We start from the raw sequence: 16,086 nt of genomic DNA on the forward strand, positions 1-16,086 counted from the left end.
CAGCAGACTAGACCGGCTCGGGTCAAAAAAGCGTGAAGCCACACGCAGTCAGTTGCTGGCAACCGATTCAAGTTGTTGCAGCAGCAGTGCAGCCTGGGTCCGGGTACGCACGCCCAGTTTACGGAAGATCGCGGTTACGTGGGCCTTGATGGTCGCTTCCGACACGCTCAGCTCATAGGCGATCTGCTTGTTCAGCAAGCCTTCGCAGACCATGGTCAGTACGCGGAACTGCTGCGGCGTGAGGCTGGCCAAGCCTTCGCTGGCGGCCTTGGCCTCGGCCGACACATCGACCTTTTCGAACGCCTGCGGCGGCCACCAGACCTCGCCATCAAGCACCTTGCGCACCGCATCCTGGATCACTTCCAGGGTGCTGGACTTGGGAATGAAACCACTGGCGCCAAACTCGCGGGACTTGACCACCACGGCGGCCTCTTCCTGTGCCGAAACCATCACCACGGGGATCTGCGGGTACTGCCCGCGGAGCAGTACCAGACCGGAAAAACCGTAGGCACCCGGCATGTTCAAGTCCAGCAGCACCAGGTCCCAGTCGGCTTTTTCGCTCAGGCGGGTTTCCAGTTCGGCAATGCTCGCGACTTCGACCAGACGCACATCGGAGCCAAGCCCGAGGGTAACGGCCTGGCGCAGGGCGCCACGGAACAGTGGGTGGTCATCGGCAATCAGGATTTCGTATGTGGCCATCGATCTAAGGATCCTGTTCTGTGCCAGGCACTCGAGGGGAAGGGAAGCGCCCGGCGGGGAATCGGCGCCAAGGATGCCGAGCACGGTCAAGGGTGATCAAGCCAATCGCCCTGCCGCCTCGCCCACCCTGGCTGCCAGCTCCGTCATTATGAACCAAAGCAGGGGTTGTGCCCCTTGGACTATAGGAAGGTATGCAAACGCTGGTGGGTGTCGTCCTGCTCGTCAAGCGGCAGCCGCCGCTTGCCGCTCAGGTAATGCAGGCTGAACACATCCAGATAGGCATCCAGCGCCTGCGAAGCCTGGCCATCGCCAGCAAGGTCCAGGCACATCGCCGCAACTTCTGCCGTACAGAAATGATCATCGCGCTTGGAGCGCCGCAGGCGGTAGCGCGACATCTGCTCGGCTTGCAGGCTCAACACCGGGAAGCGGTCCAGGTACGGGCTTTTGCGGAACATCTTGCGCGCTTCGGTCCAGGTGGCATCCAGCAGGATGAACAGTGGACGCTTGCCCGGCTCGCGCACCACCTCGCTGACCACCCGCTCCTGGGCAACGAACTCGCCCGGAAAAACGATATAGGGCTGCCAGCGCGGGTCATCGAGCAAGGCCAGCAGGCGCTCGTCAACCGCGGTGCGCAACCAGCCGAAGGCCCAGGTATCTTCAATCAGGTCGGCAATCAACCAGCCGGTGTTGGTGGGTTTCAGCGGCTCGGTGTCGTGCATCAGCAGGCACACACCTGCGTCAGCCTGCACCCTAGGCTTCCAGGCACACAGGCAATGGGTGGCGATGACCCGGCAATCCGGGCAACGCTCGGCACGCGAGCCACGGGCGATGAAAGGCTTGTTGCTGCGGGCCAGGCGTTCGGCGCGCAGACGCGCTACCGCATGGCTCATGCCGGCAGGCCTCTGGACAGATTGAAAATGGGCACAAGGATGACTCGGAGAAAACAAGGCGGCCAGTCTACCAGAACAGGTGGCAATTGCTGTGCAGCCGGCAATGCGCTCCTTATAATCGGGTTTCTACCGTGCCGGTCCTCGCCACGCGCAATTTTACGGAACGCCGTTGACCCGCGCATGTCAAAGCGCCAGTCATCGAACCAGGAGAGATTCATGCTGCGCCTTATCGCCCCCGCCCTGAGCCTGCTGCTCGCCCTGCCTCTGGCAGCCCAGGCGGCATCCAAGCAGGATTACGACCTGAACACCCTGCTGCAGAAGGTCGCCAAAGAGAGCAGCGTCGGCACCCCACGCGCAATCAACGAGGACATTCTCGATCAGGGTTACACCGTTGAAGGCAAGGCACTGGTCAACCATCTGAGCGTACGCCAGAGCCACGCAGCGCGCATGCAGGCCAACCCTGAGCAGGTGCGCAGCCAACTCGGCGACAGCGTGTGCCGCAACAACGGCTTCCGCAACCTGATGTCCAAGGGTGCCGTCATGGTCTACCGCTTCACGGTCTACAAGACCAACCAGCCAGTCATGGACCAGGCCTTCGACAACGCCAGCTGCGTGGCCGGCAACAAGAAGAAGTAAGCACAGCGACGACGCTACGCCTTTTCGTCCTCATGAGCGTGCCAGCGCCCTTCAGCGGCATCGGCGCGCATCTCCGCCAACAGCGCCTGCAAGTATCGCGACCGGCACTCCAGCCCCGACAGCCTGCGGCGGCACTCGGCTTCAAGGCTCAGGTGATGCACCTGGGCCGCGCTCTCCAGCTGCTGGTAGAGCTGCCAGTCCACTTCGATGACCAAGCGATGCATACCGCCACCTCCTGCATCGACACGTTTCACTCTACCAGTTAACCAAACCCGTGCTGCCGATGGCCGCAGGCCGACAGGCGGCTGCGCCGAACACCTCGGCACGATCGGGCGCAAGGGTCTAGATTGAGGTCAGAGGTATTGGTGCAGAAGGAGACGTCGCATGCCTTACCATTCGAATGAACTGCTGTTCAGCCACTTCCGCGACAACAATATCGACCTGAGCAATATCGAAGCACAACTGCAACTGGTTGCCCCCAACAGCCCTAACCTGCCGCTCTACCGCGACATGATGCTGACCATCCTGCGCATGGCCCATGACGACAGCGACCGCTGGAGCGCCAAGATCACCCTGCAGGCCCTGCGCGAACTGGACCAGTCGTTCCGGACCCTGCAGCGCTACAAGGACCGACGCAAAGTGACCGTGTTCGGCTCGGCACGCACCCCGTTGGAGCATCCGATGTACGCCCTGGCCCGCGAGCTGGGCGCCACTCTGGCGCGCTCCGACCTGATGGTTATCACCGGCGCCGGCGGCGGCATCATGGCGGCCGCCCACGAAGGCGCCGGTAGCGAGCACAGCTTGGGCTTCAACATCACCTTACCCTTCGAACAACATGCCAACCCGACGGTGAACGGTACCGACAAACTACTGCCGTTCCACTTTTTCTTCATTCGAAAGCTGTTCTTCGTCAAGGAGGCCGACGGCCTGGTGCTGTGCCCTGGCGGCTTCGGCACCCTGGATGAAGCGCTGGAAGTGCTGACCCTGATCCAGACCGGCAAAAGCCCACTGGTGCCGGTGGTGCTGCTGGACTCACCGGGCGGCAGCTTCTGGCGTGACTGCCTGGACTTCATCAGCCGCCAGTTGGAAGAAAACCGCTACATCCTCCCCAGCGACCTGAAGCTGGTGCGCCTGGTACACAGCGCTGACGAAGCGGTTGAGGAAATCAACCAGTTCTACAGCAACTACCACTCCAGCCGCTGGCTGAAGAGCCAGTTCGTGATCCGCATGCACCATGCGCTCAGCGAAGCGGCGTTGTATGACATTCAGGAAGGGTTTGCCGATTTGCGCCTGAGTGGCAAATATCACCAGCAAGCGGATAGCAGTGCCGAGCACGAAGTTGGCAATTACAGCCATCTGACCCGCCTTTCATTCGCCTTCAACGGCCGAGATCAGGGCCGCTTGCGTGAGCTGGTGGATTTCATCAACCTGCCGGAGAACTGGGCCAAGCCGCAACCCATGCATACCACGCAGAGGGCCAGGCAGGCGCTGAAAGTGAGTTGATGCTTTTCTATAACAGCTCGCGTGATACCTGCAGGAGCAACCTTAGGCTGTTTGCTCCTGCACATGATCGGTTGTTGGGCGCAGACCTTCGTAGGAGCGGATTTACCCGCGAAAGGGCCTGACCTGCTGCCCAATATCCCTGGCCATTCAGCGTCGCAGCCGCCACCGTATTCGCGGGTGAACCCGCTCCTACACATGGAATGGAGACAGCCTGGGGCATTTGGCAAAACAGATTATCCGCTACGGGCACGTGCCACTGTGGTTTAGAGCGTCAATAATCGTCGAGATCACGCCCGCTGAGCAGACGACCGATCATGTCCATAGGGAACCCACGGTAAGCCAGGAACCGGGTCTGCTGGGCGCGGCTGCGCGGATCTTGCGGGCGCTGCCCGGCAAACTTGCGCTGCCACACGTCGCGCATACGCTCGCCCCAATTCACCTCGCTTTCACGCAGGGCCTGGTCGATATCTGCACGCGCCAAACCACGCTGACACAGCTCTTCGCGAATACGCGCAGGGCCATAGCCAGAGCCGGAACGATAACGAATGAAACTCTCAAGGTAGCGGGCTTCACTAAGCAGCCCTTCTTCGGCGAGCCGATCGAGTTCAGGCTCGATCAGCTCGTCCGAAGCGCCGCGCTGACGCAACTTGCGCGTCAGCTCGACTCGACCGTGCTCACGTCGTGCGAGCAGGTCCATGGCTGTCCGCCGGATGGCGACGGGGGTGTCGAGTACGGCAGACATATTTGGCTATCTACTGCGCAATCAATAACCGGCGTCAGCGTCGGCCATGTCATCGGCATCAGCTTCGGCAGCAGCAGCTTTGCCGGCTTCAGCAGCAGCACCCGCTTTCAGCAACTTCTCACGAATCTGCTTCTCGATCTCGGCACCAATAGCCGGGTTCTCAGCCAGGTACTTGGCAGCGTTGGCTTTGCCTTGACCGATCTTGTTGCCTTGGTAGGCGTACCAGGCGCCGGACTTCTCGACCAAGCCCTGAGATACCCCCAGATCAATGATCTCGCCGTTACGGTAGATACCTTTCCCATAAAGAATCTGGAACTCAGCCTGACGGAACGGAGGCGAGACCTTGTTCTTGACGATCTTGACGCGGGTTTCGCTGCCGACCACTTCGTCGCCTTCCTTGACCGCGCCGGTACGGCGGATGTCCAGACGGACCGAAGCATAGAACTTCAGGGCGTTACCACCGGTAGTGGTTTCCGGGCTGCCGAACATCACACCGATCTTCATACGGATCTGGTTGATGAAGATGACCAGGCAGTTCGCGTTCTTGATGTTACCGGTGATCTTGCGCAGTGCCTGGGACATCAGGCGGGCCTGCAGGCCCACATGCATGTCACCCATCTCGCCTTCGATCTCGGCCTTCGGTACCAGCGCGGCAACGGAGTCGACAATGATCACGTCGACCGCGTTGGAACGCACCAGCATGTCGGTGATTTCAAGGGCCTGCTCACCGGTGTCCGGCTGCGAAACCAGCAGGTCATCGACGTTGACGCCCAGCTTGCCGGCGTACTCAGGGTCAAGGGCATGTTCGGCGTCGACGAAGGCGCAGGTAGCACCGTTCTTTTGCGCTTCAGCGATGACAGACAGGGTCAGCGTGGTCTTACCCGACGATTCCGGGCCGTAGATCTCGACGATACGGCCTTTTGGCAGACCGCCGATGCCCAGTGCGATATCCAGGCCCAGCGAGCCGGTGGAGATGGCCGGAATGCCTTGACGCTCATGGTCACCCATGCGCATGACCGCGCCTTTACCGAATTGGCGTTCGATCTGACCCAGGGCCGCAGCCAAGGCGCGCTTCTTGTTGTCGTCCATTGAAATCCTCACGTGTTCGACTTGGCCCTGACGGCCGGAATACCTGTATAAGTAGCCAGTATTATTCCACAGGCAGACGCCCGCGCAAACCCCTGTCGTCGATTTACTCGGCACCAAGCTGTAACAAGCCGTCTAACGCGGCGATCACCGTCTGTCGGCGCACCGCCTCGCGGTCACCGTCGAACTGCCGACGTTCGCTGAACACCCGGTCGCCATCACCCCAGGCCAGCCACACAGTGCCCACCGGTTTGGCTGGCGAGCCGCCGTCCGGCCCGGCCACACCACTCACCGCCACGGCGAAGCGTGCGCCACTGGCGGCCTGAGCCCCACGAACCATGGCTTCGACCACCTCCTGGCTGACTGCCCCCACCTGACCGAACAACGCTTCAGGCACCCCCAGCTGGCGGGTTTTCTGGGCATTGGAATAGGTGACGTATCCGGCTTCGAACCAGGCCGAGCTGCCAGGTATACGGGTAATGGCTTCGGCAATGCCACCACCGGTGCAGGATTCGGCGGTAGTCACCTGCGCATTGAATCGGCGCAGGTGTTCACCCAGGCGGGTGGCGAGCGTGGTGATCGGGTCCATGTAGGGTGCTCCTGGTAGGCTGCCCTCTACCCTATCATTCTGGGGAGGGTGGGCGGCACCCGATCTCACAGACGATAAACCACTCATGGCATGCATCAGAGCATCAGCACAATTTTAAAGTACCCGCCGCCCTCACTGATATTCAGCCAAATCCCGCAGCGGCAGGCCACAGCGCCCACAGGCTCTACGTGAGATAACGATTTCTCCGACAAAAATGCGCTCGACCTCTATGGCCCGGTGCCGGAACAGCCTACACACGATACGCCTGAACAAAATAACTACCTCAGAAGTTCAGCCGAAGCATGGTGCGCCAGATGTTTTTCAGAGGTGAGCGGCGGTGCTTCGCCCAGTTACGTTCCCACCATTCATCTTCATTGCGCACTACCTGCTCCAGGTCACTGCCTGCAACGGCGGCGGCATGCTGGCGGAACATCATGGGAAATACGCAATGCTGGCGGATCTTGTGTTTGACCACCACATCCACAGGCGTGCCATCATAGGGTGTCTCTGCCAGAATCCTGCAGCCCTCGCGGGACAGCACGTAAGCGTGCAGCGCAACAACCCGGCCCCTGGCGATGAACGGGAACCAAGTCAGCCAGGTTCGCCCCATGGAATAGCCCAGATGCAGGGCCTCGAATCGTCGGGTCTGCATGAACCGGTTTACCCAGCGCACCTGCCAAGCTTTGAATTCATAGGCCTTGGCATCGTCTTCGAAAATCAGAACTCTGTCGTGACCATTGTCGAGCGCATGGCGGGCCAGTTGCTGATGCGATTCGTAGCACCCTCGCCTGGGGTCGTTGTTTTTCTCGACGACATGAAAGACCACTTGATTGTCGAGTTGCCGCCCGATGGTTTCGCGGAACAGCGCACGCCGGTCACCCCGCATATCGAGGGAGATACAAAATACCGCATCGACATCAAAACGAATTCCGCTCACTGCTCTAATCAACCTTGCAATAGATGTTTACCGGGCCAGGTACCACCGCAGGTGAATGAGGCAGGCCATCCCTGATGATCAAGTTGCGCAATTCTCCACAGGGGGCACATAGTGTCAATATGCCTTCACCACGGTTGCCCGGTACTGCCTGACCGGCACCCGTGGTAACCTATGCGACTTTAAAATCCGGTGGGTCTCGGCGTCGCCAAACGCAACACAGAACGCCCCAAATTTGCCCCACAATGTTGAGACCTACTTTCTAAGCCATTGATGAATAAAGCAATCTCAGATCTTTCCGCACACACCCCGATGATGCAGCAGTACTGGAAGCTGAAAAACCAGCACCCGGACCAGCTGATGTTCTACCGCATGGGCGACTTCTACGAGATCTTCTACGAAGATGCGAAAAAGGCCGCGAAACTGCTGGATATCACCCTGACCGCCCGCGGTCAGTCGGCCGGCCAGTCCATCCCCATGTGCGGGATTCCGTTCCATTCGCTGGAAGGCTACCTGGCCAAGCTGGTCAAGCTCGGCGAGTCGGTGGTGATCTGTGAGCAGATCGGCGACCCCGCCACCAGCAAGGGCCCGGTGGAGCGCCAGGTGGTGCGCATCATCACCCCGGGTACGGTCAGTGACGAGGCACTGCTCGACGAGCGCCGCGACAACCTGATTGCCGCACTGCTCGGTGACGAGCGCCTGTTCGGCCTGGCGGTACTGGACATCACCAGCGGCAATTTCAGCGTGCAGGAGATCAAGGGCTGGGAAAACCTGCTGGCCGAACTCGAGCGCCTGAACCCGGTCGAGCTGTTGATCCCCGACGACTGGCCACGGGACCTGCCTGCGGAGAAACGCCCAGGCGCCCGCCGCCGCGCACCCTGGGACTTCGACCGCGACTCTGCACGCAAGGCCCTGTGCCAACAGTTCGCGACCAAGGACCTCAAGGGCTTCGGCTGCGACAAACTGACCCTGGCCATCGGCGCCGCCGGCTGCCTGCTGACCTACGCCAAGGAAACCCAGCGCACCGCCCTGCCGCACCTGCGCAGCCTGCGCCACGAGCGTCTGGACGATACAGTCATCCTCGATGGGGCCAGCCGCCGCAACCTGGAGCTGGACATCAACCTGGCGGGCGGGCGCGACAACACCCTGCAATCGGTGATCGACCGCTGCCAGACCGCCATGGCCAGCCGCCTGCTGAGCCGCTGGCTGAACCGCCCGCTGCGCGACCTCAAGGTGCTGCAAGCACGCCAGGACTCGATCCGCTGCCTGCTCGACAGCTACCGCTTCGAAAAGCTGCAGCCGCAGTTGAAGGAAATTGGCGATATCGAGCGGATCCTCGCCCGGATTGGCCTGCGCAATGCCCGCCCGCGCGACCTGGCACGCCTGCGCGATGCGCTGGGCGCGTTGCCAGAACTGCAGAACGCCATGACCGAGCTCGAAGCGCCGCACCTGGCGCGTCTGGCGGCCATTACCGGTACCTATCCGGAGCTGGCCAGCCTGTTGGAGCGGGCGATCATCGATAACCCGCCGGCGGTGATCCGCGACGGCGGCGTACTGAAGGCCGGCTATGACAACGAACTGGACGAGTTGCTGGCAATCAGCGAGAACGCCGGCCAGTTCCTGATCGACCTGGAAGCCCGGGAAAAGGCTCGCACCGGCCTGGCCAACCTCAAGGTCGGCTACAATCGCGTGCACGGCTACTTCATCGAACTGCCGACCAAGCAGGCCGAACAGGCCCCGGGCGACTACATCCGCCGCCAGACCCTCAAAGGCGCCGAGCGCTTCATCACCCCGGAGCTGAAGGCGTTCGAGGACAAGGCATTGTCGGCCAAGAGCCGCGCCCTGGCCCGCGAGAAGATGCTCTACGACGCACTGCTGGAAACCCTGATCAGCCACCTGGCGCCACTGCAGGACAGCGCAGCCGCCCTGGCCGAACTGGACGTGCTCAGCAACTTGGCCGAGCGCGCACTGAACCTCGACCTGAACTGCCCACGCTTCGTCGACGAGCCTTGCCTGCGCATCGAGCAGGGCCGCCACCCAGTGGTGGAGCAGGTGCTGACCACGCCGTTCGTGGCCAACGACCTGGGCCTGGACAACAGTACGCGCATGCTGATCATCACCGGCCCGAACATGGGCGGTAAGTCGACCTACATGCGCCAGACCGCCCTGATCGTGCTGCTGGCGCACATCGGCAGCTTCGTCCCTGCGGCGAGTTGCGAGTTGTCGCTGGTCGACCGCATCTTCACCCGCATCGGCTCCAGTGACGACCTGGCCGGCGGGCGCTCGACCTTCATGGTGGAGATGAGCGAAACCGCCAACATCCTGCACAACGCCACCGACCGCAGCCTGGTGCTGATGGACGAAGTGGGCCGCGGTACCAGCACCTTCGACGGCCTGTCGCTGGCCTGGGCTGCCGCTGAGCGCCTGGCCCAGCTGCGTGCCTACACCTTGTTCGCCACCCACTACTTCGAACTGACCGTGCTGCCGGAGAGCGAGCCGCTGGTGGCCAACGTGCACCTGAACGCCACCGAGCACAATGAACGCATCGTGTTCCTGCACCACGTGCTACCCGGCCCTGCCAGCCAAAGCTACGGCCTGGCCGTTGCGCAGCTGGCCGGCGTACCGACGGCAGTGATCCAGCGTGCCCGCGAGCACCTTGGCCGGCTGGAAACCACCAGCCTGCCCCATGAGCAGCCAGCGGCCCACAAGGCCAAGGACGCGCCGCAAGTGCCGCACCAGAGCGACTTGTTTGCCAGCCTGCCTCATCCAGCCATCGAGAAGCTGGGCAAGCTGCAACTGGACGACATGACCCCGCGTCAAGCTATCGAAATGCTATATCAACTAAAGAACCTGTTATAACGGCGCCCATTACAAGCTGGTAGAATCCGCCGCGGTTTGCTGGTGCTGCAGGTTATTAGCCTGGCCTGCAGCCACATGCCCGTAAACCGCGCGGCCCTGAGAGGAAGGGCCGCCGCCGTCGCCTGAGGAGAGAATTAGAAATGACCTTCGTCGTCACCGACAACTGCATCAAATGCAAATACACCGACTGCGTGGAAGTCTGTCCGGTGGACTGCTTCTACGAAGGCCCGAACTTCCTGGTCATCCACCCGGACGAGTGCATCGACTGCGCCTTGTGCGAGCCGGAGTGCCCAGCGCAAGCCATCTTCTCGGAAGACGAAGTGCCTTCGGGCATGGAAAACTTCATCGAGCTGAACGCCGAGCTGGCGGAAATCTGGCCTAATATCACCGAGCGTAAGGACGCCCTGCCGGACGCTGAAGAATGGGATGGCAAGCCCGGCAAGATTGCCGACCTGGAGCGCTGATAGCGCCCAGACGCGAAAAAGGCCCTTCGGGGCCTTTTTTGTTTTCCTACAGGCAAAAAAAGGGGCGGTTTGACCCGCCCACATTTTTTCCGTAGTCCCTGCTTGTCCCAAACATCATCCTGATGAAATCGCTTCTTGCGATGTCCTTGGCCTTCATCCTGAAAACCTGTGCATGTCCCTGTGCACAGTTCGAATACTAGCGGGTTCAGCCCGGCGAGCAAGCGATGGACCTTGCAAGGTATTTCCGCGGACACATTTACTCACCGGTGAATAAACCATGCTTTTCAATGGGTTGTAAAAATGCAGCCTTTGGAAACGACTTTGATTTACTGAAGGTTGCATGGAAAGCTTACACAACGAGTAAGCAAAGGCTTACACGCGATGTTACCGGGGTAGCGCGGTACACATTTGATAGGTGTCTTGCCAGGTAGCGTCTTGGCGCCATGCGCCCCGGCAATCTAAAGGGCAACTCGCTTTCCGCCACAAACAAAAACGCCCCGAGATGATCGGGGCGTCTTTTGTTACAGCGCTAGCTACTGGAACAATGACTCGCTGGACAGACCATTCTTTTCAAGGATCTCGCGCAAGCGCTTGAGCCCTTCCACCTGGATTTGCCGCACGCGTTCACGGGTAAGGCCGATCTCCAGCCCAACATCCTCCAGGGTGCTGCTTTCATGGCCGCGAAGGCCAAAGCGGCGTACAACCACTTCACGCTGCTTGTCGGTCAACTCGCCCAGCCACTGGTCGATGCTCTGCGACAGGTCGTCATCCTGCAGCAGTTCGCACGGGTCGGTCGGGCGGTCGTCGGTCAGGGTATCGAGCAGGGTCTTGTCCGAATCCGGGCCAAGCGACACGTCTACCGAAGACACCCGCTCGTTCAGGCCGAGCATACGCTTGACCTCGGCGACCGGCTTTTCCAGCAAGGTGGCGATTTCTTCCGGCGAGGGCTCGTGGTCGAGTTTCTGCGTCAGCTCGCGCGCGGCGCGCAGGTAGACGTTCAGTTCCTTGACCACGTGGATCGGCAGGCGAATGGTGCGGGTCTGGTTCATGATCGCCCGTTCGATGGTCTGGCGAATCCACCAGGTCGCATAGGTCGAAAAACGGAAACCACGCTCCGGGTCGAACTTCTCGACCGCACGGATCAGCCCCAGGTTGCCCTCCTCGATCAGGTCGAGCAACGACAGGCCACGGTTCACGTATCGACGGGCAATTTTGACAACCAGCCGCAGGTTGCTTTCGATCATGCGCTTGCGGCCGGCAGGGTCACCCTTTTGCGACAAGCGCGCAAAATGCACTTCTTCTTCCGGCGAAAGCAGCGGCGAGAAACCAATCTCGTTGAGATACAGCTGGGTGGCATCGAGCGCCCTGCTGTAATCGATGTACTTGTGTTGCTTGAGCGAAGAGCCCGATTTGGCCCTCGTCCGAACCGAAGATACAGCAGGTTCGTCTGACACCACATCCGTTTCCAAAACGATACCCGTCTCCATCAGGAGGACGTCATCGTCGATGTCAAACTCCGGCACTTCTTTACTGAGAGCCATTGTTATAATCCTTTGCTGAGTTCGAACTCAGACTCGAGCGGCACCTTTCTCCCTGGCAGCGCTTGAGCCTGTCCCCTCTACATCACAGGAACAGGCTGGGTACAACGGTCAACGACGTGGCAGGAACTGGAGTGGATCGACGGGTTTGCCCTGGCGGCGAATCTCGAAATGCAGCTTCACCCGATCTGTGCCCGTAGACCCCATTTCAGCAATCGACTGCCCTGCCTTGACCTGCTGCCCCTCCCGAACCAACAGCCTGCGGTTATGACCGTAGGCACTGACGTAGGTGTCGCTGTGCTTGATGATGATCAGCTCGCCGTAGCCCCTCAAACCACTCCCGGCATAAACCACCGCACCATCAGACGCAGCAAAAACAGGCTGTCCCAAATCACCGGCGATATCAATGCCTTTATTCAAACTACCGTTTGAAGCGAATTTTCCAATCAGTACACCGTTGGCAGGCCAGGTCCACCCACCTACCGCGCGCTCTGCGGCTGGTACGGTAGCAACCACAGGGGCAGGAGTGGAAGGCGCCGACGTGGCCGGTTTGCTGGTGCTGGCAGGCGCCGTGGCAGTGCTGCCCACAGGCCGCCGCGTGACCGTGGTGCGGCTTGACGAGGATGGGCTGGACACCACCGTAGTGCGGCTGCTGGAACCGCTGCTGAAACGAATCGCTTGGCCCGGGCGGATGGTATAAGGCGCCTGGATGCCGTTGCGTGCAGCCAGCTCCTTGTAGTCCCAGCCATAACGGAAGGCGATGGAGAACAGGGTGTCGCCTGGCTTGACGATGTATTGCCCAGAAGTCACCGCCGGGCGCTTGGGCACGGTGTTGTTGCGGTCGACCACCCGCGCGCTGTTGCTGCTGGTGCTTGAGCAACCCACCAGAAGCGAGCCCATGGCCAATGCAATCACCAGAAGCTTGAAACCCGACCCGTCCTTGCGCTGCCGAATGACTGTGTGACCCACCCGCGCTCCCCTCATGGTGCCGAAAATCGATATGAAGACAAGAAATGCAATATTATTGCAATTATAACCAAGCCAGCCGGTAATGGCAGACGGGTACAAAAGACGGGCATAAAACCCCGGTGCACGCTGTGCGTCAGCGCTTCGCACCGCCTGATAGACAGGGCGAAGCGACAAGAATTCGCCACTGGCACAAAAATACACCGCGCCTCATGCCCGCACAGCTCGGATCAACAGGCCTCAGGCCAGGGGACCATTGAGCAGCGGCACGAAACGCACAGCCCCCAGTACCCGACGGGAGAATCCATGCTCCTCGCGCACGATCAGCATCAGTTGCTGCGCTTCGCCGGCCGGCCCTACCGGGATGACCATGCGCCCACCGGGTGCCAGTTGGTCGAGCAGTGCCTGTGGCACTTCCGGCGCCACGGCGGTGACGATGATGCCGTTGTACGGCGCAAGCGCCGGCCACCCCTCACAACCGTCACCCCAGCGGAAGACCACGTTGCGCAGGTTAAGCTCCACCAGACGCTCTTTGGCCCGGTCCTGCAGTACCTTGATACGCTCTACCGAAAACACTCGCTCGACCAGCTGGGCCAGGATCGCCGTCTGGTAGCCTGAACCGGTGCCAATCTCCAGCACCTTGTCCAGCGGCCCGGCCTCGAGCAACAACTCGCTCATGTGAGCAACCATGAACGGCTGGGAGATGGTCTGGTTGTGGCCGATCGGCAGCGCGGTGTCTTCGTAAGCCCGATGCGCCAGCGCCTCGTCGACGAACAGGTGGCGCGGCGTACGACGGATCACGTCGAGCACCTTGGTGTTCGAAACCCCCTCTTCGCACAAGCGCTGGATCAGCCGCTCCCGGGTACGCTGAGAGGTCATGCCGATGCCACGCCGCAGCATATCGTCCTCGCGCATCAGAGCAGGCCCTCCAGCCATCCATCGAGCTGCTCGAAGGCATCATTGAAGGTGCGGTCGAGCTGCAACGGGGTAATCGATACGTAGCCTTGCATCACCGCGTGGAAGTCGGTGCCCGGGCCGCCGTCCTCGGCATCACCGGCCACGGCAATCCAGTAGCCTTCCTTGCCACGCGGGTTGACCACCTTGGTGGGCGCCGCCGCCCGCGCCCGGTGACCGAGACGGGTGAGCTGGATGCCACGGATGTGCTCCAGCGGCAAGTTGGGAATATTGACGTTGAGTACGGTGCGTGGCGGCAACACCAGGCGCGACTGTGCCTCGACCAGACGACGGGCGATATAGGCCGCGGTCGGCAGGTTGTCCGGCTGGCGCGACAACAGCGAGAACGCCAGCGAGGTACCGCCGAGGAAGCGGCCTTCGAGCGCCGCAGCGACCGTTCCCGAATACAGCACGTCATCGCCCAGGTTGGCACCGAGGTTGATCCCCGACACGACCATGTCCGGCGTCTGTGGCAACAGCCCATTGAGCCCCAGGTGCACGCAGTCGGTCGGCGTGCCGTTGAGGCTGATGAAGCCATTGGCCAAGGTCTGCGGATGCAGTGGCCGGTCCAGCGTCAGCGAACTGCTGGCGCCGCTCTTGTCTTGATCCGGGGCGATCACCGCGCACTCGGCATAATCCGCCAGCGCAGCGTGCAGCGCGGCGATGCCAGGTGCGGTAACACCGTCGTCATTCGAAATCAGAATACGCATGGGCTGTCCGTCTGCCCTGCCGACACCAGATCCACGACTTCACGCACCACCACGGTGGCGAAGCATCCGGCCGGCAGGACGAATTCCAGTTGCAGGATATCAGGCTCGGGATAATGCCACGTCAGGCCGCCAATAGGGAGCCGCAGAATTCGCCGTTCGTGATCCATGCCCGCCTGGGCCAGCCACTGGCAAAGTGCCGGCTGACGTGCGCCGATAGCGTTTTCCAGCTGCGCAGGCGCACCGCCAGCAGGTGAAGCGCCCTCCCCCCACATCGGGCCGGTTGGATGCAAGTCGAGAATCGCCAGGCGCGGGTCGGCACATTCCGCCTCACCCGCCGGGAAGAAACTGCGGCTGTCGGTGAACGCCAGCAGGTCGCCAACCTGGGCTCGGGCCCAGCTACCGTCAGCCACACGCGCAGCCAGCAACTGATTGAACAGGTAGCTGCGCCCGGCCGAAAGCAGCCGCGAACGCACGTTGCGCTGTTCAGGCAAAGCCTTGCGCGCGGCCCAATCGAGGGCGTCATGGACGTTGCCACCCCCGTGCCCGAAGCGCTGGGTGCCGAAATAGTTGGGCACACCTCGCTGCCTCAGCTGCTCCAGGCGGGCATCCACCGCCTGGTGATCGGCAGCCAGGGCGGTCAGGCGCAAGGTGAACCCGTTGGCCGAATGCGCGCCGCGCTGCAGTTTGCGCTGGTGACGCACCTGCTTGAGCACACGCAGGCTGGCATCCTCGGCACGCGACAGATCTGGGTCGGCCTTGCCCGGCAGGTGCAGGCTGAACCACTGGCGGGTCAGCGCCTGGCGGTCCTTCAGGCCGGCGTAGCTGATGCTGCGCACCGGCACGCCAGCGGCGCGGGCGAGGCGCCGGGCGGCTTCTTCAGTGTTCAGATCACGCTTCTCGACCCACAGCCACAGGTGCTCGCCTTGGCCCGATAGCGGTATATCCAGGACTTCGTCAACCTGAAAGTCTTCGGCGACCGCTTTGAGGATGGCGGTGCCCAGGGGTTCGCCCGATGCGCGCGGGCCCAGCAGTTCAAGTTCGGTCATGCTGGCAGCAGCAGGGCGACCGAATGCACGGCAATGCCCTCCTCGCGGCCGGTAAAGCCAAGCTTCTCTGTGGTAGTGGCCTTGACGTTGACCTGGTCGAGCTCGACCTGCAGGTCTTCGGCGATCAGCTGGCGCATGGTTTCGATGTGTGGGGCCATTTTCGGTGCCTGGGCGACGATGGTGGCGTCAACGTTGCCGACCTTCCAGCCCTTGGCCTTGACGATGCCGACCACATGGCGCAGCAGCACGCGGCTGTCAGCCCCCTTGAACTGCGGGTCAGTGTCAGGGAAGTGCTTGCCGATGTCGCCCAGCGCCGCAGCGCCAAGCAAGGCATCGCTCAGGGCGTGCAGCAGCACGTCACCGTCGGAGTGGGCCAGCAGGCCGTATTTGTGGGGGATACGCACCCCGCCCAGGGTAATGAAATCACCGTCGCAAAAACGGTGCACATCGTAGCCGTGGCCAATACGCAT

The 16,086-nt window shown here is 61.5% G+C and carries 17 protein-coding genes; 4 read left to right on the forward strand and 13 right to left on the reverse strand.

Features of this window, described 5'->3' with window-relative positions:
- Positions 1–48: 48 nt before the first annotated feature.
- Both erdR and PRJ_RS21465 read right to left on the reverse strand, forming a co-directional pair.
- The gene (erdR, locus tag PRJ_RS21460) at positions 49–699 is read right to left on the reverse strand and encodes a response regulator transcription factor ErdR (protein ID WP_010952699.1); all 651 of its coding nucleotides are present in this window, start codon (positions 697–699) and stop codon (positions 49–51) included.
- Positions 700–878: 179 nt separating this feature from the next.
- On the reverse strand, positions 879–1,589 hold the full coding sequence (locus tag PRJ_RS21465) for a tRNA-uridine aminocarboxypropyltransferase (protein WP_003252373.1): 711 nt from the start codon (positions 1,587–1,589) through the stop codon (positions 879–881).
- 216 nt (positions 1,590–1,805) lie between these two features.
- On the opposite strand from PRJ_RS21465, the gene PRJ_RS21475 reads away from it, so the two are divergent.
- The gene (locus PRJ_RS21475) at positions 1,806–2,225 is read left to right on the forward strand and encodes a quorum-sensing-regulated virulence factor family protein (protein WP_003252372.1); all 420 of its coding nucleotides are present in this window, start codon (positions 1,806–1,808) and stop codon (positions 2,223–2,225) included.
- A 14-nt stretch (positions 2,226–2,239) separates the two neighbouring features.
- Here PRJ_RS21475 and PRJ_RS21480 read toward each other — a convergent pair whose 3' ends face one another.
- Entirely contained in the window at positions 2,240–2,449 is a 210-nt protein-coding gene (locus tag PRJ_RS21480; RefSeq protein ID WP_104962428.1) for a hypothetical protein, read from the reverse strand.
- A 160-nt stretch (positions 2,450–2,609) separates the two neighbouring features.
- Between PRJ_RS21480 and PRJ_RS21485 the strand changes: the two genes are divergently transcribed.
- Positions 2,610–3,728 (forward strand): LOG family protein, encoded by a 1,119-nt coding sequence (locus PRJ_RS21485; protein ID WP_104962429.1) that lies wholly within the window; start codon positions 2,610–2,612, stop codon positions 3,726–3,728.
- 271 nt (positions 3,729–3,999) lie between these two features.
- Here the strand turns inward: PRJ_RS21485 and recX are convergent, their stop codons facing one another.
- From recX to PRJ_RS21505, 4 genes are all read right to left on the reverse strand, one after another.
- Positions 4,000–4,470 carry a recombination regulator RecX gene (gene recX, locus PRJ_RS21490; protein ID WP_003252366.1) on the reverse strand — a complete coding sequence of 157 codons (471 nt, stop codon included), beginning with the start codon at positions 4,468–4,470 and terminating at the stop codon, positions 4,000–4,002.
- A 21-nt stretch (positions 4,471–4,491) separates the two neighbouring features.
- Positions 4,492–5,559 (reverse strand): recombinase RecA, encoded by a 1,068-nt coding sequence (gene recA, locus PRJ_RS21495; RefSeq protein ID WP_003252365.1) that lies wholly within the window; start codon positions 5,557–5,559, stop codon positions 4,492–4,494.
- A gap of 103 nt (positions 5,560–5,662) precedes the next feature.
- Positions 5,663–6,145: a CinA family protein gene (locus tag PRJ_RS21500; RefSeq protein ID WP_010952695.1), complete on the reverse strand. Its 483-nt coding sequence runs from the start codon at positions 6,143–6,145 to the stop codon at positions 5,663–5,665.
- A gap of 283 nt (positions 6,146–6,428) precedes the next feature.
- Complete coding sequence (locus tag PRJ_RS21505; RefSeq protein ID WP_029615342.1) at positions 6,429–7,082, reverse strand: hypothetical protein; 654 nt, start codon at positions 7,080–7,082, stop codon at positions 6,429–6,431.
- 282 nt (positions 7,083–7,364) lie between these two features.
- Here PRJ_RS21505 and mutS point away from each other — a divergent pair, with 282 nt between their 5' ends.
- Both mutS and fdxA read left to right on the forward strand, forming a co-directional pair.
- Positions 7,365–9,938 carry a DNA mismatch repair protein MutS gene (gene mutS / locus PRJ_RS21510; RefSeq protein WP_010952693.1) on the forward strand — a complete coding sequence of 858 codons (2,574 nt, stop codon included), beginning with the start codon at positions 7,365–7,367 and terminating at the stop codon, positions 9,936–9,938.
- A 140-nt stretch (positions 9,939–10,078) separates the two neighbouring features.
- Complete coding sequence (gene fdxA, locus PRJ_RS21515; protein WP_003252355.1) at positions 10,079–10,402, forward strand: ferredoxin FdxA; 324 nt, start codon at positions 10,079–10,081, stop codon at positions 10,400–10,402.
- Positions 10,403–10,935: 533 nt separating this feature from the next.
- Here fdxA and rpoS read toward each other — a convergent pair.
- The 6 genes from rpoS to ispF all read right to left on the reverse strand — a co-directional run bounded on the left by rpoS (position 10,936) and on the right by ispF (position 16,086).
- On the reverse strand, positions 10,936–11,943 hold the full coding sequence (gene rpoS / locus PRJ_RS21520) for an RNA polymerase sigma factor RpoS (RefSeq protein ID WP_003252351.1): 1,008 nt from the start codon (positions 11,941–11,943) through the stop codon (positions 10,936–10,938).
- Positions 11,944–12,051: 108 nt separating this feature from the next.
- Positions 12,052–12,909, reverse strand: coding sequence for a peptidoglycan DD-metalloendopeptidase family protein (locus PRJ_RS21525; protein WP_104962430.1), 858 nt, complete (start codon positions 12,907–12,909; stop codon positions 12,052–12,054).
- A gap of 237 nt (positions 12,910–13,146) precedes the next feature.
- Positions 13,147–13,785, reverse strand: a complete 639-nt coding sequence (locus tag PRJ_RS21530) for a protein-L-isoaspartate(D-aspartate) O-methyltransferase (RefSeq protein WP_003252348.1) — start codon at positions 13,783–13,785, stop codon at positions 13,147–13,149.
- Between the two features lie 35 nt (positions 13,786–13,820).
- Positions 13,821–14,570: a 5'/3'-nucleotidase SurE gene (surE, locus tag PRJ_RS21535; protein ID WP_020193800.1), complete on the reverse strand. Its 750-nt coding sequence runs from the start codon at positions 14,568–14,570 to the stop codon at positions 13,821–13,823.
- On the reverse strand, positions 14,558–15,616 hold the full coding sequence (gene truD, locus PRJ_RS21540) for a tRNA pseudouridine(13) synthase TruD (protein ID WP_104962431.1): 1,059 nt from the start codon (positions 15,614–15,616) through the stop codon (positions 14,558–14,560). Before truD ends, surE begins: the two co-directional genes overlap by 13 nt.
- On the reverse strand, positions 15,613–16,086 hold the full coding sequence (ispF, locus tag PRJ_RS21545; RefSeq protein ID WP_016501146.1) for a 2-C-methyl-D-erythritol 2,4-cyclodiphosphate synthase: 474 nt from the start codon (positions 16,084–16,086) through the stop codon (positions 15,613–15,615). The genes truD and ispF overlap by 4 nt, the downstream gene beginning before the upstream one ends.

Origin of the sequence: Pseudomonas sp. XWY-1 (genome assembly GCF_002953115.1) — a bacterium.
Classification (GTDB): domain Bacteria; phylum Pseudomonadota; class Gammaproteobacteria; order Pseudomonadales; family Pseudomonadaceae; genus Aquipseudomonas; species Aquipseudomonas alloputida.